Origin of the sequence: Solimonas marina (genome assembly GCF_012241385.1) — a bacterium.
GTDB lineage: Bacteria > Pseudomonadota > Gammaproteobacteria > Nevskiales > Nevskiaceae > Solimonas > Solimonas marina.
This window is the reverse complement of sequence record NZ_JAAVXB010000001.1, coordinates 60,104-75,624: the sequence shown is the minus strand read 5'-3', so window position 1 is coordinate 75,624 and position 15,521 is coordinate 60,104. Positions and strand designations below refer to the sequence as shown.

14 protein-coding genes and 1 pseudogene are annotated in these 15,521 nt (G+C 65.4%); 7 read left to right on the top strand and 8 right to left on the bottom strand.

What is annotated here, in order from left to right; all coding sequences use genetic code 11:
* Positions 1-143 precede the first annotated feature (143 nt).
* Entirely contained in the window at positions 144-1,139 is a 996-nt protein-coding gene (locus G7Y82_RS00375) for an MBL fold metallo-hydrolase (protein ID WP_168146015.1), read from the top strand.
* Between the two features lie 110 nt (positions 1,140-1,249).
* A pseudogene (locus G7Y82_RS00370) lies at positions 1,250-2,548 on the top strand (MFS transporter).
* Positions 2,549-2,777: 229 nt separating this feature from the next.
* Here G7Y82_RS00370 and G7Y82_RS00365 read toward each other — a convergent pair.
* Positions 2,778-3,494 (bottom strand): CPBP family intramembrane glutamic endopeptidase, BDIM_20840 family, encoded by a 717-nt coding sequence (locus G7Y82_RS00365; protein ID WP_168146014.1) that lies wholly within the window; start codon positions 3,492-3,494, stop codon positions 2,778-2,780.
* A 243-nt stretch (positions 3,495-3,737) separates the two neighbouring features.
* Here G7Y82_RS00365 and G7Y82_RS00360 point away from each other — a divergent pair, with 243 nt between their 5' ends.
* Entirely contained in the window at positions 3,738-4,586 is an 849-nt protein-coding gene (locus G7Y82_RS00360; RefSeq protein WP_168146013.1) for a thiol:disulfide interchange protein DsbA/DsbL, read from the top strand.
* Between the two features lie 62 nt (positions 4,587-4,648).
* Here G7Y82_RS00360 and G7Y82_RS00355 read toward each other — a convergent pair whose 3' ends face one another.
* Entirely contained in the window at positions 4,649-5,395 is a 747-nt protein-coding gene (locus G7Y82_RS00355) for a type 1 glutamine amidotransferase domain-containing protein (protein WP_240953999.1), read from the bottom strand.
* A 211-nt stretch (positions 5,396-5,606) separates the two neighbouring features.
* Here G7Y82_RS00355 and G7Y82_RS00350 point away from each other — a divergent pair, with 211 nt between their 5' ends.
* Positions 5,607-6,506 (top strand): AEC family transporter, encoded by a 900-nt coding sequence (locus G7Y82_RS00350; RefSeq protein ID WP_168146012.1) that lies wholly within the window; start codon positions 5,607-5,609, stop codon positions 6,504-6,506.
* On the opposite strand, the gene G7Y82_RS00345 is transcribed toward G7Y82_RS00350, so the two are convergent.
* The 6 genes from G7Y82_RS00345 to G7Y82_RS00320 form a co-directional block, all read right to left on the bottom strand.
* Entirely contained in the window at positions 6,495-7,037 is a 543-nt protein-coding gene (locus tag G7Y82_RS00345; RefSeq protein WP_168146011.1) for a class IV adenylate cyclase, read from the bottom strand. The two genes, G7Y82_RS00350 and G7Y82_RS00345, sit on opposite strands and share 12 nt — an antisense overlap.
* A gap of 17 nt (positions 7,038-7,054) precedes the next feature.
* Positions 7,055-8,449 (bottom strand): 30S ribosomal protein S12 methylthiotransferase RimO, encoded by a 1,395-nt coding sequence (gene rimO, locus G7Y82_RS00340; RefSeq protein ID WP_168146010.1) that lies wholly within the window; start codon positions 8,447-8,449, stop codon positions 7,055-7,057.
* A gap of 73 nt (positions 8,450-8,522) precedes the next feature.
* A complete protein-coding gene (locus G7Y82_RS00335; protein WP_168146009.1) occupies positions 8,523-9,887 on the bottom strand; it encodes a DNA recombination protein RmuC in 1,365 nt (454 codons plus the stop codon).
* A gap of 91 nt (positions 9,888-9,978) precedes the next feature.
* A complete protein-coding gene (locus tag G7Y82_RS00330) occupies positions 9,979-10,452 on the bottom strand; it encodes a hypothetical protein (RefSeq protein WP_168146008.1) in 474 nt (157 codons plus the stop codon).
* Between the two features lie 184 nt (positions 10,453-10,636).
* Complete coding sequence (locus tag G7Y82_RS00325) at positions 10,637-11,209, bottom strand: hypothetical protein (protein WP_168146007.1); 573 nt, start codon at positions 11,207-11,209, stop codon at positions 10,637-10,639.
* Between the two features lie 92 nt (positions 11,210-11,301).
* Entirely contained in the window at positions 11,302-12,081 is a 780-nt protein-coding gene (locus G7Y82_RS00320) for a M48 family metallopeptidase (RefSeq protein ID WP_206370176.1), read from the bottom strand.
* 234 nt (positions 12,082-12,315) lie between these two features.
* On the opposite strand from G7Y82_RS00320, the gene G7Y82_RS00315 reads away from it, so the two are divergent.
* The 3 genes from G7Y82_RS00315 to G7Y82_RS00305 all read left to right on the top strand — a co-directional run bounded on the left by G7Y82_RS00315 (position 12,316) and on the right by G7Y82_RS00305 (position 15,509).
* The gene (locus G7Y82_RS00315; RefSeq protein WP_168146005.1) at positions 12,316-12,528 is read left to right on the top strand and encodes a cold-shock protein; all 213 of its coding nucleotides are present in this window, start codon (positions 12,316-12,318) and stop codon (positions 12,526-12,528) included.
* Positions 12,529-12,629: 101 nt separating this feature from the next.
* Entirely contained in the window at positions 12,630-13,046 is a 417-nt protein-coding gene (locus G7Y82_RS00310; RefSeq protein ID WP_168146004.1) for a DUF2946 family protein, read from the top strand.
* A gap of 93 nt (positions 13,047-13,139) precedes the next feature.
* A complete protein-coding gene (locus tag G7Y82_RS00305; protein WP_168146003.1) occupies positions 13,140-15,509 on the top strand; it encodes a TonB-dependent receptor family protein in 2,370 nt (789 codons plus the stop codon).
* The last annotated feature ends 12 nt before the right edge of the window (positions 15,510-15,521 follow it).

Below are 15,521 nucleotides of genomic sequence, written 5' to 3'. Positions count from 1 at the left end.
GCATCTTTCGCCGCATCGGCGTGTATGCAACCAGAGAGCGAGCCGGCTCGTGATGACATTTCACGCGCCATTCAACGCCGGAATTTTTCAAAGATCGGCACATTCGAGGAGGTCATGACATGTACTCGTCAATTCGTGGAAATATGAAAAAGAAACTGCTGTCGATGGTCAGCGTATTGGTCGCCGGTGTGCTTCTCACGCAGCAGGCCGGCGCGGCGCCGCCGCCGCCGGCCGACGATACGCAAGGCGAGATCGTGGTGACGCTGCTCGGCACGGGCACGCCGCTGCTGCTGCCGTCGCGTTACGGAAACTCGACGCTGGTGCAGGCCGGCGGCCTGAATCTGGTATTCGACGCCGGGCGCGGCGTGGCGTTGCGGCTGGCGCAGGCCGGCGTGTCGCTCGGCAAGATCGACGGCGTGTTCCTCACGCATTTTCATTCCGACCATCTCAATGGCCTGGCCGATCTGTGGATGACAGGTTACATCCCGCCGATTGGTGCACGCAGCGAGCCGCTCGATGTCTATGGGCCGGAAGGCACCGCGCATATCGTCAATGGGCTGATGGAGACCTACAGCAAGGACATCAGCATCCGCGAAGCCGACGAGCACGTGCCGGTGGACGGCACCAAGATGATCGCGCACGAGTTCTCCAAGGACGGCGTGATCCTTGATCATGATGGCGTCAAGGTGACGGCGTTCGAGGTCAACCACGGCCCGCTGATCAAGCCGTCATACGGCTACCGCGTCGACTATGCGGGGCATTCGGTGGCGATCAGCGGTGACACGAAATACAACCCGAACGTCATCAAGTACGGCACCGGTACCGACGTGCTGATTCACGAGGTGGCGGCGGCGCCGAAGTCGATCGAGGGTACGCCGATGATCCAGCGGGTGATGGATCACCATACCGATCCGGAAGACGCGGGCCGCGTGTTCAGCCAGGCCAAGCCGCGTCTGGCGGTGTACTCGCACATCGTGCGACTGGCGCGGCCGGGCATTGCGCCGGTCGGCATCGACGAGATCGTCGCGCGTACGCGCACGACGTATTCGGGCCCGCTGGTGGTCGGTGAGGATCTGACGCGTTTCGTGATCGGCAAGTCGATCACCGTCATCCCGATGTACAGCGACAAGAAAGAGTAAATCCGCGCGCCCGCCGCGGCGCGTGACGAATGACATCGCAGAGGCGCAAGCCGTCGCGATACATCGGCGCGTCGACGTCACCGGGCGTTCCGCAGCACAAGTTCCGAGGGATGAGCACCGTGCAGGCACAAGAAACGAAATGGGACACCGTCTACGAATGGAAAGCGGTGACGCTACTGACGCTGGGCTTCGGTCTGGTCGGCCTGGACCGATGGATCATTGCGCCGTTGCTGCCGATGATGATGAAGGATCTGCATCTGGATCCGCAGGACGTGGGCAATATCCTCGGAGTGCTCGGCATTGCATGGGGCCTCTTCGCGGTGATCACCGGCCACCTGAGCGACCGTCTGGGCCGCAGGAAAGTGTTGATTCCCGCGATGATTGCATTCTCGCTGCTATCGGCCTTTTCCGGGTTGGTAACAGGTCTGGCCAGTCTGCTGCTGATTCGCGCGTTGATGGGGGTCACTGAAGGTGCGTTCTGTCCGAGCAGTTTTGCTGCGACCAATGATGCGTCGTTGCCGGCGCGACGAGGACGCAACCAGGGAATCCAGCAGTGCGCGTTCGCGCTGTTCGGCCTGGGCTTCGGGCCCATCATTGCCACACAGCTGTTGAACGTGTTGCCCAGCTGGCGCTGGGTGTTCCTGGTGGTGGGCGTTCCGGGCCTGATCCTGTCCGTGGTCATGTGGAAGGTGATTCGCGATCGCGCGCAGGGCGCAAGCGATTCCCCCGCCGCGCAGGGGGATGTCACCGGGGATCTGGTCAGTGCGAATGTCACTGGGAGTATTTTCGGGCATCGCAATGTCTTGCTGGGCATGCTCGCGCAGTTCTGCGCCGTGATGGGCATGTTCGTGCTGGCCGCTTTCATGCCGATATATCTCAGCGACTACCTGCACATGACGCCGGCCGCGATGGGCTTTGTCCTCTCGGCGCTGGGCTTCGGTGGCGCGCTGGGCATGTTCGGTTTGCCGACCGCCTCCGACTAGATCGGCCGACGCCTTGCCGCGGTGCTCGGGTTCGGCTTCGGCGCTCTGTTCCTGTGGTGGTTTGCGCATGTCGGCGCCGAGCCGGTGAGCTTGTTCGTGCTGTTGATGCTGGTGGCCACTTCGGCGCTGGGCCTGTTGACGCTGATCAGCGGGACCATGGCCGCGGAAGCGGCGCCCGTCGGGCGTATGGCTGCGACGATTGGTCTGGTGAGTGGTAGTGGGGAAATCTTCGGGGGAGGCATCGCCCCGGTCATTGGCGGCTGGATGGCGAAGCATCACGGCCTGCAGAGCCCGCTGTATCTGGCGCTCGCCGGGTTGGTGATAGGCTTGGTCATCAGCTTGTTCTTGCGCGAAACCGCGCCACGCAAGCTGGCCGCGCGAGAGCCTGTAGACGTGCTGCCGGCCGCTGATTTCCGCAGTCGGTAGCCATGGCATATCGCTAGAAACGCGAACGGTGCAGAGCGCGTCGGTCGCAGCGGCGGCGCCCCTGCAGGACGTTTGCCGGAAGGCCAACGCCGACAGTTTGCGCGAATACCCGTGGGCGATACACGCAATGGACCGTGGCGGCGTGGTCGTTCGACCGGCTCGTCTGGTGAAGCGTCAGAGGGACTTCGCATCGACGCCGCATGGTTGTGTCGAGTTTCCGCCGAGCATGCTAGATCAGCAACGAGATCGAATTGCCGAAGTTGTGCAGCACGATCGGCAGCAGCACGCTGCCGGTACGCAGGCGCAGCCAGACGGCGATGAACGATGGTAGCGCGGTCAGCGCCATGGTCATCGGGCCGCACGAAAAGCCGTGCGCGCCGTAGCCGAAGGCGTGGGCCAGACCGAACAAGGCGCATGACAGCACCGCGCCCCAGCCCCAGTCGACGCTGAGAAAGCGCACGCGGCCACGGAAGGCTTGGTCAAGTGCCAGCAGCAGAATGCCGCGATAGAACGGCTCTTCTTCGAAGCCGGGCATGGTCAGCTGGAAGGCGACCGTTTCGTGCGACGCCGGGCCACTCGGATAGATCCAGGCGATGACGGCGAAAAACGCGCAGTAGAGCAGCGCGACCGGGACGCAGCTTTTCAGGCTGCCCGGCGTTTGCGTGACGGTCAGGCCGCTGCGTCGCCAGCCGAAGCCAGGCAGCGCGGCAATGCACAGGGTTGCCGCCAGTGCCAGCAGCTTGCCCTGCCAGTTCCACTCGCTGGGCGGCAGCAGGTGCGGCAGCAGCCCGTAACCGCGTGTCAGCAGGAAGTCATTGACGAGCACCAGCGTAGCGGCGATCAGTAGCCATCTCGGCGAGAAATGGCGCCGCTGCGTCAGGCCCAGCGCGAAGCCAGCCAGCAGCAGGAGGCCGACAACGCCGGTCATGCCGATCACTGCGTTCATTCGCTATTTGCCCCTTTTTGATTACGCGCAGCTGTCGGATGGCCGACTCGCCCGCCCGCAAGGGTGAGACGCGCAGTTGGCGCCCTGGGTTTGAATCGGCGCTGCGCTCGCCGGTGACGTGGAACCTTCCGAGCGCCGCCGTGGTCGGTGCTCAGCGACGAACCCCTCTAGAATGGGCGTTCTCGCATCCTTTTGCGTGGGTTCGGTGATCCGGGCCTCGCCCAACTCTCGGGAGTGAAGTCGATGAAGTTGCGTTACCTGCTGGCGGTTGGCTTGCTGGCCACTGTGGCCGCCTGTTCGAAATCTCAGGATTCGTCGGCGCCGGCGGCTCCGGCGGCCACCGAGTCTGCGGCGCCCGCGGCGCCGGCCGATACGAGTGCGGATACCGCGGCCGATTCCGGCGCTGCGGCGGATGCGCCGGCGCCGGCTTCGGAAACGGCGGATGCCGCTGCCAGCGAAGCCCCGGCGCCGACACCGCCGCCGGCACCTGCGGCCAAGGCCACCGCAACCGCTGCCACCAGCGATAACTTGCAGGAAGGCGTCGACTACATTCGCATTCCGAACGGCAGCCCGTTCCAGCCGGAGAACGGCAAGGTCGAAGTCGCCGAGGTCTTCAACTACGTTTGCCCGGCGTGCAACGCGTTCAATCCGACGTTCGAGAAGTGGAAGGCGACCTTGCCGTCCGATGTCAACGTGGTCTACGTGCCGGCGGATTTTCGCCAGGATTTCAAGGCTTATGCCAAGGCCTATTACGCGGCCGACGCGCTGGGCCTGGTGGCCAAGACGCATGATGCCGTTTACGCCGCCATCCACGAGCAGCACACGCTGCCGGGCGAGGGCATGGTGATCGATCCGGCCAAGGTTGCGGCCTTCTACGCCAAGTACGGCGCCGATCCGAAGCAGTTCGAGGATCTGATGTCGAGCTTCTCGGTCAATGCCAAGGTGCTCAAGGCGCATCAGTTCATGATGCAAAGCCAGGTGCGGTCGACGCCGTCGCTGGTGATCGACGGCAAATACCTGGTCAAGGGCAAGAGCTGGGACGACATCGTCAAGAATGCCGCGGCGCTGGTCGCCCGCGAGCGCGCGAGCTGACGCGGACACCTGAAGCAGGAGGCCGGCCGTTGCAGAACGGCCGGCCTTTTTTGTGCGCGACCTCAGGGCACGTCGGTGGGGCCGATCGCGGTCCGGGCACTGGTGCGGCGCTTGTCCTGTGCGAACAGGCCGATCATCGCCTCGTTGAACGCGGGGATATCATCCGGCTTGCGGCTGGTGACGAGCTGACGATCGGTGACGACCGTCTCGTCGACCCACTCGCCGCCAGCGTTGCGGATATCGGTTTTCAGCGAGGACCAGGACGTCAAGGTCCGCCCGTCGACGCGATTGGCCTCGACCAGCAGCCACGGCGCATGGCAGATCGCCGCAACCGGCTTTTCGGTGTCGAGGAATGCCTGCACGAACTTGATCGCGCGCGGCTGCAGGCGCATGGCATCGGCATTGAGCGTGCCGCCCGGCAGCACCAGCCCGTCGTAGCGTGACGGATCGGCGGCCTTGAGGTCGAGGTCGACCTCGATCGAGTCGCCCCAATCCTTGCCGCGCCAGCCGCGAATCGCTTGCTTGTCGATGGAGACGACTTCCACCGTCGCGCCGGCATCGAGCAGTGCTCGGCGAGGCTCCATCAGCTCGGACTGCTCGAAGCCATGTGTAGCCAGAATTGCGAAGGTCTTGCCCTTCAATCCATCGGCTTTTTCATAGGCGCGATCGCGCGATGACTTGCGTGCGCGCGCCGCGCGCTGCTCGCGCTGGCGGTCGCTGCCGCCCCAGGCCGGTGCATCGCTGGCCGGGAAGGTTTCGTCGAGTGCTTCATCGATCTGGCGGTCGGCATTCGCTGCGTTTTTCATCATGTCCGTTCTCCTGACATACGGTCGGCGCAAGGCGTGATCGTGGACGCCTGACGGCGAGCGCAATGCGCGTTGCGGCAGCGGTGGCGTTTTGCATGGCCGCGCTTTACGCGTCGTTTCGGCTCGCACCGTTGAGGCTACGCCGCGCAAGTGCACCGCCGATGAATCCACGGCCAATGCCTGAATCGACGCTGTCTTCATACAATGGCGGCTTATGGTCGCTTTCCTTCTCCTCGTCGTCTGCCTCGCACTCGGCGTGCTCGTCGCACGCTACGCGCATCCACCGATCGGCTTGGCGCCGGGCCTGAACTGGTGGCTGATCAATATCGCGCTGCCGGCGATGGTGCTGGAGATGGTGCCGCAGCTGAATTTTGATCCGCACATGCTGTTCCTGGTGCTGTCGGAGTGGTTCATCTTCATCGCGGCCTGGGTGTTGTTCGCTTTCATCGGAGGGCGCCTCGGCTGGTCGCGCGGGCGCATCGGCGCGTTGACGCTGGTCGCCGGGCTCGGCAACACGTCATTCATCGGCTACCCGATGATCGAGGCTCTGCGCGGCCGCGAGGCGCTGGGGCTGGCGGTCGTCGCCGACCAGGCCGGTTGCTTTGTGGCGCTGGCGGTCGGCGGCATTGTCGTTTCGTCAATCTATTCCGGGCAGCGCCCGAAAGCCGCGGACGTCATCGGTCGCGTGCTGCGCTTTCCGGCGTTTCTCGCGTTGATGTCGAGTGTCGTCGTCAATCTGCTCGGCGGGTGGCCGCCGCTCATCGAAGACCTGCTCGGCCGCATCGCGGCGACGCTGACGCCGCTGGCGCTGTTCGTCGTTGGCCTGCGTTTCAAGCTGCACATGGAGCGCGATCAGTTGTCGGCGGTCGGCATGGGTCTCGCCTACAAGCTGGTGCTGATTCCGGCGGTGGTGCTCGGTGCCGGCCTGTTGCTCGGCATTTACGGCCAGATGCTGACGATCGGCGTGCTGCAGGCGTCGATGGCGCCGATGGTGTCTGCAACGATTCTGGCCGATCAGCATCACCTCGATCCGCCGGTGGCGAACACGCTGCTCGGTGCGGGTACGCTGCTGGGCTTCGTGACGGTGCCGGCCTGGAGTTTTCTACTCGGCTGACGGCGCTGTGCCGCCAGCGTCTGACGCGGCGATCAGGTCGACATACGCACAATCGATCAGCGCATCGGTGGTCATGCCGAGCTGCGCCATCAACGATCTTGCTTCGCGCGTGCCGGCGTCGATCGGCTCGTCGTCGGTCAGCACGACCTCGAGCTCGACGAAGTCGCCGAGCCCGGCGACGCGATCTAGATGAATGCGCGTGCGTCCCGCCAGATACAGCCGGCGCTGCTTGCGCACCCGGCCGGCTTGTCCATAAGCCAGCGTCAGCGATTCGCGCAGCGGATCCGGGGTCGGCACCGGTGTACGCAGGTAGAACGAAGTGCGCGGGCCGCGCGTATCGTCGCGACGGTAGAAGATCAGTTCGCCGCTGCCGTCGGCGAACGTGCGCAGCTTGAGGCGGCCGTTGCCGCAACGAAAGAAGGTGTCGTCCTGCGCGATGTCGGTCGGCCCGCGATCGGCGAGCGCCGCGGCGCGCATTTCCACTGCAGCCAGATCGGCGACGCGCGCCTTGATTTCGATGTTGCGCGCCATGCCGGACGGCGCCGTACTCAGACCAGTCTGGCGAACAGGTCGTATTCGTCGGCGTCGACGACCTTGACCTGGATACGCTGGCCGGGCACGGCCTTCAGCTTGCTGCCTTCTCCGAGGCCCTGGATGTAGACCTTGCCGTCGATCTCCGGCGCATCGGCCCACGAGCGGCCGACGCTGGCGGCATCGTCGTGAATCTCGTCGACCAGTACTTCGATGGTCTGGCCGACCTTCTGCTGCAGCTTGGCGGCGCTGATCGCCTGCTGCTTTTCCATGAAGCGGTGATAGCGCTCTTCCTTGACCTCGTCCGGTACCTGGCCGGGCAGGGCGTTGGCCGTGGCGCCGTCGACCGGCGAGTAGCGGAAGCAGCCGACGCGGTCGAGCTGCGCTTCGTCGAGCCAGTCGAGCAGCAGCTCGAAATCCTGCTCGGTCTCGCCGGGGAAGCCGACGATGAAGGTGCTGCGGATTGCCAGGTCGGGGCAGATGCTGCGCCAGGCGCGGATGCGTTCGAGCGTGTCCTCGGCGGCGGCCGGACGCTTCATCGCCTTGAGCACCTTCGGCGAGGCGTGCTGGAACGGCACGTCGAGATACGGCAGCACCTTGCGCTCGGCCATCAACGGCATGATGTGATCGACGTGCGGATACGGATAGACGTAGTGCAGGCGGATCCACGGCCGCTGGCCGTCGCGGCCGGTCAGCTGCGACAGACCGTCGCACAGCCCCAGCATGCGCGCTTCGTATTCGCGATCGCGCCACTGGCCCTTGGCGTATTTCAGGTCGGCGCCATAGGCCGACGTGTCCTGCGAAATGACCAGCAGTTCCTGCACGCCGGAACGGACCAGCTTCTCGGCCTCGGTCAGCACGTCGGCGACCGGTCGCGACGCCAGCTTGCCGCGCATCGACGGGATGATGCAGAAGCTGCACTTGTGATTGCAGCCTTCGGAAATCTTCAGATACGCGTAGTGCTTCGGCGTCAGCTTGATGCCTTGCGGCGGCAGCAGGTCGAAGAACGGATCGTGCGCCGGCGGCACCGCCGTGTGCACGGCGTTCATCACCGACACGTAGTCCTGCGGGCCGCTGATCGACAGCAGGTCCGGGAATTTGTCGCGCACGACCTGGCTCTTGGGGCCGGCGCCGAGGCAACCGGTGACGACGACGCGGCCGTTCTCGGCCATCGCCTCGCCGATCGCGTCCAGCGATTCGGCGACGGCATCGTCGATGAAGCCGCAGGTGTTGACGACGACCACGTCGGCAGCGTCGTAGCTCGGCGTCGTTTCGTAACCCTCGGCGCGCAACTGCGTGAGGATGCGCTCGGAGTCGACCAGCGCCTTCGGGCAGCCGAGCGAGACGAAGCCGACCTTGGGGGCGGCGGAGCGGGCGGCGCTGGAAGCGCGGCTGGCGGACTTACGGGCCATGGCGGGCGAGAGGACGACGAAGGGCGCGCATTCTAGCCGGTTGGCGATTCTTTGGCCGCTGTCGCGCGCAGGCTCAAGTCGGCTCGTCGTCGCTGCCGAGCAACTGTTCGGCGTCGGTCGCCGGCAGCGCTTCGACGTCACGCAGACGGCGCGTGATGACACGCGAGCGTACTCCGGTCTGATCGATTTGATCCTGCGCCTGTTTGAGTTTCTGGCTGACCTTGTCGAGCACGTCGCCGAACTTGCCGAACTCGGTCTTGACCGCGCCGAGCACGCGCCAGACCTCGCTGCTGCGCTGCTCGATCGCCAGCGTACGGAAACCCATCTGCAGACTGTTGAGCAAGGCGGTCAGCGTGGTCGGGCCGGCCAGCACGATGCGATGCTCGCGCTGCAGCCCTTCGACGATGCCGGGGCGGCGGACGAGCTCGGCGTACAGGCCTTCGGTCGGCAGGAACAGCACCGCGAAATCGGTGGTGTCGGGCGGCGCGATGTACTTGTCGCTGATCGACTTGGCCTGCAGGCGCACGGCGCGCTCGAGTTGCGCGCTGCAAGTCTTGATCGCGTCGAGGTCAGCACGCTCCTGGGCATCGACCAGGCGCTCGTAGTCCTCGATCGGGAACTTGGCGTCGATCGGCAGCCAGACCGTCGAGTCGCCGTCGCCGCGGCCCGGCAGGCGGATCGCGCAGTCGACCTTTTCGGCCGAGCGCGGCTTGGTCGCCACCTGCTTGGCGAACTGCTCCGGCGTGAAAATCTGTTCGAGGATGCTTTCGAGCTGCACCTCGCCCCAGCCGCCGCGCGTCTTGACGTTGCTCAGCACGCGCTTGAGGTCGCCGACGCCGCTGGCCAGCGTCTGCATCTCGCCGAGACCCTTGTGCACCTGTTCGAGCCGCTCGCTGACCAGCTTGAACGACTCGCCGAGTCGTCGCTCCAGCGTTTCGTGCAGTTTCTCGTCGACCGTGCGGCGCATCTGTTCGAGCTTGTCGGCGTTCTCGGTGCGCAGCGTCTTCAGGCTCTCTTCGACGTGTCCGCGCAGCTTTTCGGCGGCCTGGGTCTGCGCCTCGGTCAGCGCCTTCAGCGCCACGCCCTGCTGCTCGCCGAAGCGCGCCAGCGTTTGCGCCTGCTCACCGCGCGCCTTGGCCGCGTCTTCGGCGAGCTGGCGCTGCGTGCCGCTGAGGACGTTGCGCAGGTTTTCCTGCTGCTGCTGCAACTGCTGGCCGAACTGCGTGAAGGTCGACATCAGCTCGGCGCGCTGGCCGCGCGTCAGTTCGGCGGCGTCGCGCCGCGACTGTGCGGTTTCGTCGCGAATCAGACGCTCGAGCCGTTCGAGGTCGTTCTTGAGGGCACTGCTAGTGTCGGGCGCGCGGCGCAGCCAGGCGGCCAGCGCGCCACCGACGAAGGCGCCGATCAACGCGGCGAGAGCGGCAAGGATCAGATTCATGACCGCATTTTAGAGGTGTGCAGCCTCGCATGACGGCCCGCATGAAAAAGCCGCCGCCACGGCGGGCGTGGCGGCGGCGTTGACAGCGGTCTTAGTGATAGGCGAGCAGGTTGACGACCGAGGCGATCAGATACGTCGCCGGATCGTAGACCACCGTGTAGCCCTGGTAGTAGCCGACCGCGTAACCGCGCGGCACCGCCGGCACGTAGGCGCGGTACTGCGTCGGCACCGGACGGATCTCACGGCGATAGCTGGCCGGGATCGTGTGCCCGCGATAGAACGCCGGGTGGCTGTCGCGGTAGACGACGCGCGTGTCGTGCACGACGCGGGTCTGCGTACGGCCTCGGTCGTTGCGGCCGTCATCGTGACGGACATTGCCGCGGTCGCTGTTGCCGCGATTGTCGTGGCCGTTGCTGTGCGTATTGCCGTGGCTTTCGACGTGGCCGCGGTCGGGGCCTCGGCCATGATCGTCGGCGAAGGCGGCCGGTACCGCGATGACCGTGGCAGCGGTCAGCAGACCGGCGGCGGCGAGCTTGATCGACAGTTTGTGGGTCTTGGTGCGCATCGGAAACCTCCTGATCGGTGATGGCGTATCCATCATCGGCGGTGGCGATGCACGGTTCGTCGCGGTGGTGTCACGAAGTGTCGTGGTCGGCTGAGCGTCAGCTGTACGCATGCCGCGCAAGGCTGGGGCGCCCAATAAAAAAGCCGCCAAGTCAGTGACTTGGCGGCTCGGTCCAGCGCTCCGCTCAGTTCGTCAGCAGATCGACGACCGACAGGATCAGATACGTCGTCGGATCGTAGACGACGGTGTAACCCTGGTAGTAGCCGATCGAATAGCCGCTCGGCGGTGCCGGCAGGCGACCGCGAATCGATTCCGGTGCGGGCGTGATCGAGCCGCGATAGCGGTCCGGGATCTTCTCGCCGGAGCGGAAGTCCGGGCGATGACTGCGATCGACATTGCCGAGGATGCGGTGATAGTGCTGCTCGAGCTTGCTGCGATCCGACGCGCTGAACTCGTAATGCGCGTTGCCGCTATTGCCTCGCGACTGGGCCGGTGCCGGCGTGGTGGCGCGATGTTCGCCTGAATTGCCCGGCGCGCTGCCATGCGAATTGCCGTTCGACGGTGCGCCGCCGCCGTGCTGCGGCGATGCCGACTCATGCCCGCCGCCGGACTGCGGTGCGCCGTGCTGCGCGCTGGACTGCGGTTTCTGGTCCTTCCCGTGATCCTGGTCGTGCCCCTGGCCTTGGGCCCAGACCGAGGTGCTGCCGAGGGCCAGCGCCGCGGCGAGGCCGGCGGCGAGGTGGAAATGTCGTGTCATGTGCTTTCCCCTTCTTGGACAAACCGTAACTTTCGCAGCGGCAGATGAAGCTGCCCTTATTGATTTGTAAGGATTTGTATGGCGTGAGCCTATCACGGGCGACCGCAGGCCGGCCGACGACCGGCCGCGCGGGCCTGCTCGTAGACCGGCATGTCCTGCGTCAGGTGGCGCTGCAGGTCGGCGATGCGTGTCTGGTTGGACGGATGTGTTGACAGCAACTCGGGCGGCGCCTGGCCGGCCTGTTTCGACATGTTCTGCCACAGCGCGATCGACTGCGACGGGTCGAATCCGGCGCGCGCCATGAGGTCCATGCCAAGGATATCGGCCTCCGATTCGTCGCCGCGCGAGAACGGCAGCAGCAGGAGATAGTTGGCCCCGGTGCCGATCAGGTCCGACGACATGCCGGTTCCGGCGCTGATCAGCGCGCCGCCGAACTGCGCCGCCATCTGGTTGGACACGCGCGACGCCGAGTGGCCGGCGAGCACATGGCTGACCTCGTGGCCGAGCACCGCGGCGAGCTGATCCTGGTTCTGGGTCACCTTCAGCAGCCCGGTGTAAACGCCGATCTTGCCGCCGGGCAGGGCAAAGGCATTGATCTCCTTGGAATCGAAGACCTGCACCTCCCAGTTGGCTGGCGTCAGCGGCGTGTTCGGCACCTGCGCTGTGATGGCGCGGGCCACGCACTGCACGAACGCGGAGTCCTCCTGGCTCTTGGTGACAGGGGTCTTCTGTTTCATCTCCTGAAAAGCGGTCACCCCCATTTGCGACACCTCGGCATCGGAGACCAGGTGCAGCTGCCGCCTGCCGGTCGGTGAGGTGGCGCAAGCGCCGAGGAAGGTGAGGGCGCAGATCAGCGCTGTCCAGCGTTTCATCGTCGGATCCCCTGAAGATCGTGAGCCCTCGATCATAGTCAATCGATGGGCGAGGCCATATGTCAGGTCGACGGCTTGTCGGGCACTGCGGTTTCGGTAGAGTACGAACCGGGTTGCCAGATGTGGATCAGGGCGACCGGCAGGCATGATGCCGACCCGGTCGAAGCGGACGAAGGATCGTCTCCGCGCAACATCGTTGCGGCCGGCTGGCCGCTAGACAAAGGAAGGTTGAAGATGGCCGCACGCGAAACAGGGACCGTGAAGTGGTTCGATAGTGCCAAGGGATTCGGATTCATCCTGCGGCCCGGCAAGGAAGATGTCTTCGTCCACTTCCGGCAGATCATCGGTGACGGCTACCGCACGCTGACCGAAGGCCAGCAGGTCGAGTTTGAGGTCACGCAAGGGCAGAAGGGGCTGCAGGCCGAACGGGTGACGGTCGTCACCTGAGGCATGCCGGCGCGTCACATCGTCGTGACGCGGAAGATGAAATTTTCGCCAGATGTTGCACGCTGCGGACACGCGGTCCGCGCGCTGGCAGAATTCAGCCTGTGCCCCGTTCGCTCGTCCATCGCTGCGTTCTGACCTACCTCGGCGTCTTTGCGCTGATCGGGCAGCTGCTGCTGCCTTCGATTCACGCGCAATCGCTGGCGCAGCGCATGGGCAACCCGCTTTACGCCGCGTTCTGCGGCGAGGTGGCGCCGCAGCGCTTGGCAGCGCTGCAGCGGCAGCTGCACACCAGCCTGCAGCAGAGCGACGAGCGGGCCGCCACGCAGCAGCCGCAGATGAAAGCCGGCTGCCCGTTGTGCGGGACCATCCATGCGGGCCAATTCGCCGTTCCCAGCATCTTCGCGTTGCCGTTGCTGCCGCGTGCGGCGGCGCCGGCGCATGTGCTGGCGGGGGCGATCCGGCGTGCCCGTGCCCGCCTCTGGCTGCCGCCGCCGCGCGGCCCGCCGATTCATTCCTGAGCCCTGAAGCGCGTCGCCGGTCGGCGACGAACCCGTGCTGCCGGTCGGCAGCGCTTTGCTCATGGCCGCGTGGCGGCCACTAGGAATGACACGATGTTCCGTTCTTCTCGTCTTTTGCCGGCGGGTGCGCTGCTGCCCGTCGGCCTGTTGATGCTGACGCATTCGCCGTTGCTGCTGGCGGCTGGATCCGATCCGTCTGCCGCCGACGCGCGGCGCGCCGAACTGTTGCGCGAGCGCGCGACGATCGACGCCGAACTGCAACGTCTCGACGCCGCGCAGGCCACTGCGCCGGCGGTTGCAACGCCCGTCGCAGCGAATCCGCCGGTTTCGATCGACACGGTCGTCGTCACCGGACGGCAGGCGAAAACGCCGGTCGCACAGACGGCCACCACGGTCGGCTATGCGAAGTTCAAGGACCAGCCGGGTCTGTCGATTGCCGAGGCACTGGCCTTGAGCCCCGGTGTCAGCTTCGTGCAGGGCAATGGTCCGCGCGATGTCGCACTGTCGGTGCGCGGTTCGAGCAATCGGCAGACCTATGGCGTGCGCAACATCCAGGTGCTGGAGGACGGTTTCGACGTCACCCAGCCGGATGGCCTGTCGCGCACCGATCTGACCGATCCGCACGCCTACGGCGCGATCGATGTGATTCGTGGTCCGTCGTCGGCGTGGTACGGCAACTACGCAAGCGGCGGTGTCGTCGACTTTCACTTGCGCGATGGCGGTGATATCCGCGGCGTCGAAGCCGGTCTCGACACCGGCAGCTTCGGCTATCTCAACGCTTACATGCTGGCCGGAGATCGCGGCGAGCACTACGACTACACGGCGTTCATCAGCAATGTGCGCGGGCAGGCCTATACCGATCACACGGCCTATCTGACGACCACCGCCAACGTGCTGGCGAGCTTCGACATGACACCGCGCGATCGCGTGACGATCAAGCTGATCGACAACGAGCTGGACGCCGACCTGGCGCTGCGCCTGTCGCTGAACCAGTACCGCGCCAACCCATACCAGCACGGCTGTGCGGTGGGCGATGCGGATTGCGCGACGGTCTCGCTGCTCAACAACGGCTACAACAGCGACGACGGCAGTACGGTGATGACGCCGGCCGCCGCCGGCCTGAGCCGCCATGACCGGCGCACCATCGTCGGCGCGCGCTGGGAGCACGCGTTCGACGCGCAGACGCGCATTCGCAGCCAGTTCGTGTTCGACAACCGCGACATCAAGCAGCCGACCAGTTCGGCCAGCTATGACGGGACCTATCCGTCGTTCAACCTGCGCAGCGATGTCTTTCACGACGGCCTGCTGTTCGGCCGCGCGTCACAGTTCGCGTTCGGCGGCTATTACAACTACGAGGAGATCAACTCGTATGTCTACAACGTCACGCCGGCCAGGCATGCTGCCAAGGGGGGTGTCACGCAGACCAGCCCCGGCCATCATCTGAACGCCGGACTGCACACGCGTGAGCAGTGGCAGATGGCCGATGCCTGGACGGTGGTTGCCGCGCTGGGCGGCGAGTACACGGAGCTGGAGGGCTATAGCGACCAATACAGCTATCCGTCCGGCGCCACGCCGACGATGTCTCGCATCGACGCGCATCGTGAATTCTTCAATGTCGCGCCGGAGCTGGCGCTGCGCTACGCGCCGGCCGAAGCCTGGCTGCTGCATGCGCGCATCGCCGCCGGCTACGGCACGCCGCAGGTGTCGAACCTGTTCGTCAATGCAGACGGCGACGCCGGCAACAACACGCAGCTCGATTCGCAGCGTAATGTCGGTGTCGACATCGGGGCCGCCTGGCATCTCGGCGATGTGGTGCGCGTCGATCTCACCGGCTTCTACGAGTTCTTCCGCGACGAGCTGGTCTCGCAGTCGGCCGGCGTCGGCAAGCAGAGCTACACCTTCAATGCGCCGCGATCCGAGCATCGCGGCGTCGAGCTGGGCGTCGGCTTCAAGCCCTTGCCGCAAGCGCTGCCGGGCGCGCAGTTCTCGCTCGCCTATACCTACGACAACCAGATCTACAAGCGCTACGACGAGGTCATCAGCACCAGTAGCGACAGCGAGGTCTTCGATCGCGGCGGAAATCGCATCCCGGGCGTGCAGCCGCAAACGCTCAACGCACGGTTGGCCTACGACCAGCCGAGTGGCGCGCTGCAGGGGCTCGGCGCCTACGTCGAGGTCTATGCGCGCGATGCGTTCTATCTCGACAACGCCAACCTGCTGAAGGTCCCGGGCTACGGCATCGTCAACCTGAACCTGCACTACGACGCGCCGCATGTCGGCACCGGGACGCGCATCAGTGCCTACTTCGCGGTGCAGAACCTGCTCGATCAGACCTACATCGGCTCGGCATCGAACCTCAGCGACAAGCTCGATTCGACGGCGGCGTCGCTGGCCGCAAGCTCCGGCTCGATCTACGCCGGCAATCCGCGCAGCTACTTCGGCGGCGTGCGAGTGCAGTTCTGATCGGGAGACGAT

Coding starts and splice junctions, on each gene's coding strand:
- G7Y82_RS00375 (WP_168146015.1), top strand. CDS start 144: ATGAAAAAGAAACTGCTGTCGATGGTCAGCGTATTGGTCGCCGGTGTG.
- G7Y82_RS00365 (WP_168146014.1), bottom strand. CDS start 3,494: ATGAACGCAGTGATCGGCATGACCGGCGTTGTCGGCCTCCTGCTGCTG.
- G7Y82_RS00360 (WP_168146013.1), top strand. CDS start 3,738: ATGAAGTTGCGTTACCTGCTGGCGGTTGGCTTGCTGGCCACTGTGGCC.
- G7Y82_RS00355 (WP_240953999.1), bottom strand. CDS start 5,395: ATGATGAAAAACGCAGCGAATGCCGACCGCCAGATCGATGAAGCACTC.
- G7Y82_RS00350 (WP_168146012.1), top strand. CDS start 5,607: ATGGTCGCTTTCCTTCTCCTCGTCGTCTGCCTCGCACTCGGCGTGCTC.
- G7Y82_RS00345 (WP_168146011.1), bottom strand. CDS start 7,037: ATGGCGCGCAACATCGAAATCAAGGCGCGCGTCGCCGATCTGGCTGCA.
- rimO (WP_168146010.1), bottom strand. CDS start 8,449: ATGGCCCGTAAGTCCGCCAGCCGCGCTTCCAGCGCCGCCCGCTCCGCC.
- G7Y82_RS00335 (WP_168146009.1), bottom strand. CDS start 9,887: ATGAATCTGATCCTTGCCGCTCTCGCCGCGTTGATCGGCGCCTTCGTC.
- G7Y82_RS00330 (WP_168146008.1), bottom strand. CDS start 10,452: ATGCGCACCAAGACCCACAAACTGTCGATCAAGCTCGCCGCCGCCGGT.
- G7Y82_RS00325 (WP_168146007.1), bottom strand. CDS start 11,209: ATGACACGACATTTCCACCTCGCCGCCGGCCTCGCCGCGGCGCTGGCC.
- G7Y82_RS00320 (WP_206370176.1), bottom strand. CDS start 12,081: ATGAAACGCTGGACAGCGCTGATCTGCGCCCTCACCTTCCTCGGCGCT.
- G7Y82_RS00315 (WP_168146005.1), top strand. CDS start 12,316: ATGGCCGCACGCGAAACAGGGACCGTGAAGTGGTTCGATAGTGCCAAG.
- G7Y82_RS00305 (WP_168146003.1), top strand. CDS start 13,140: ATGTTCCGTTCTTCTCGTCTTTTGCCGGCGGGTGCGCTGCTGCCCGTC.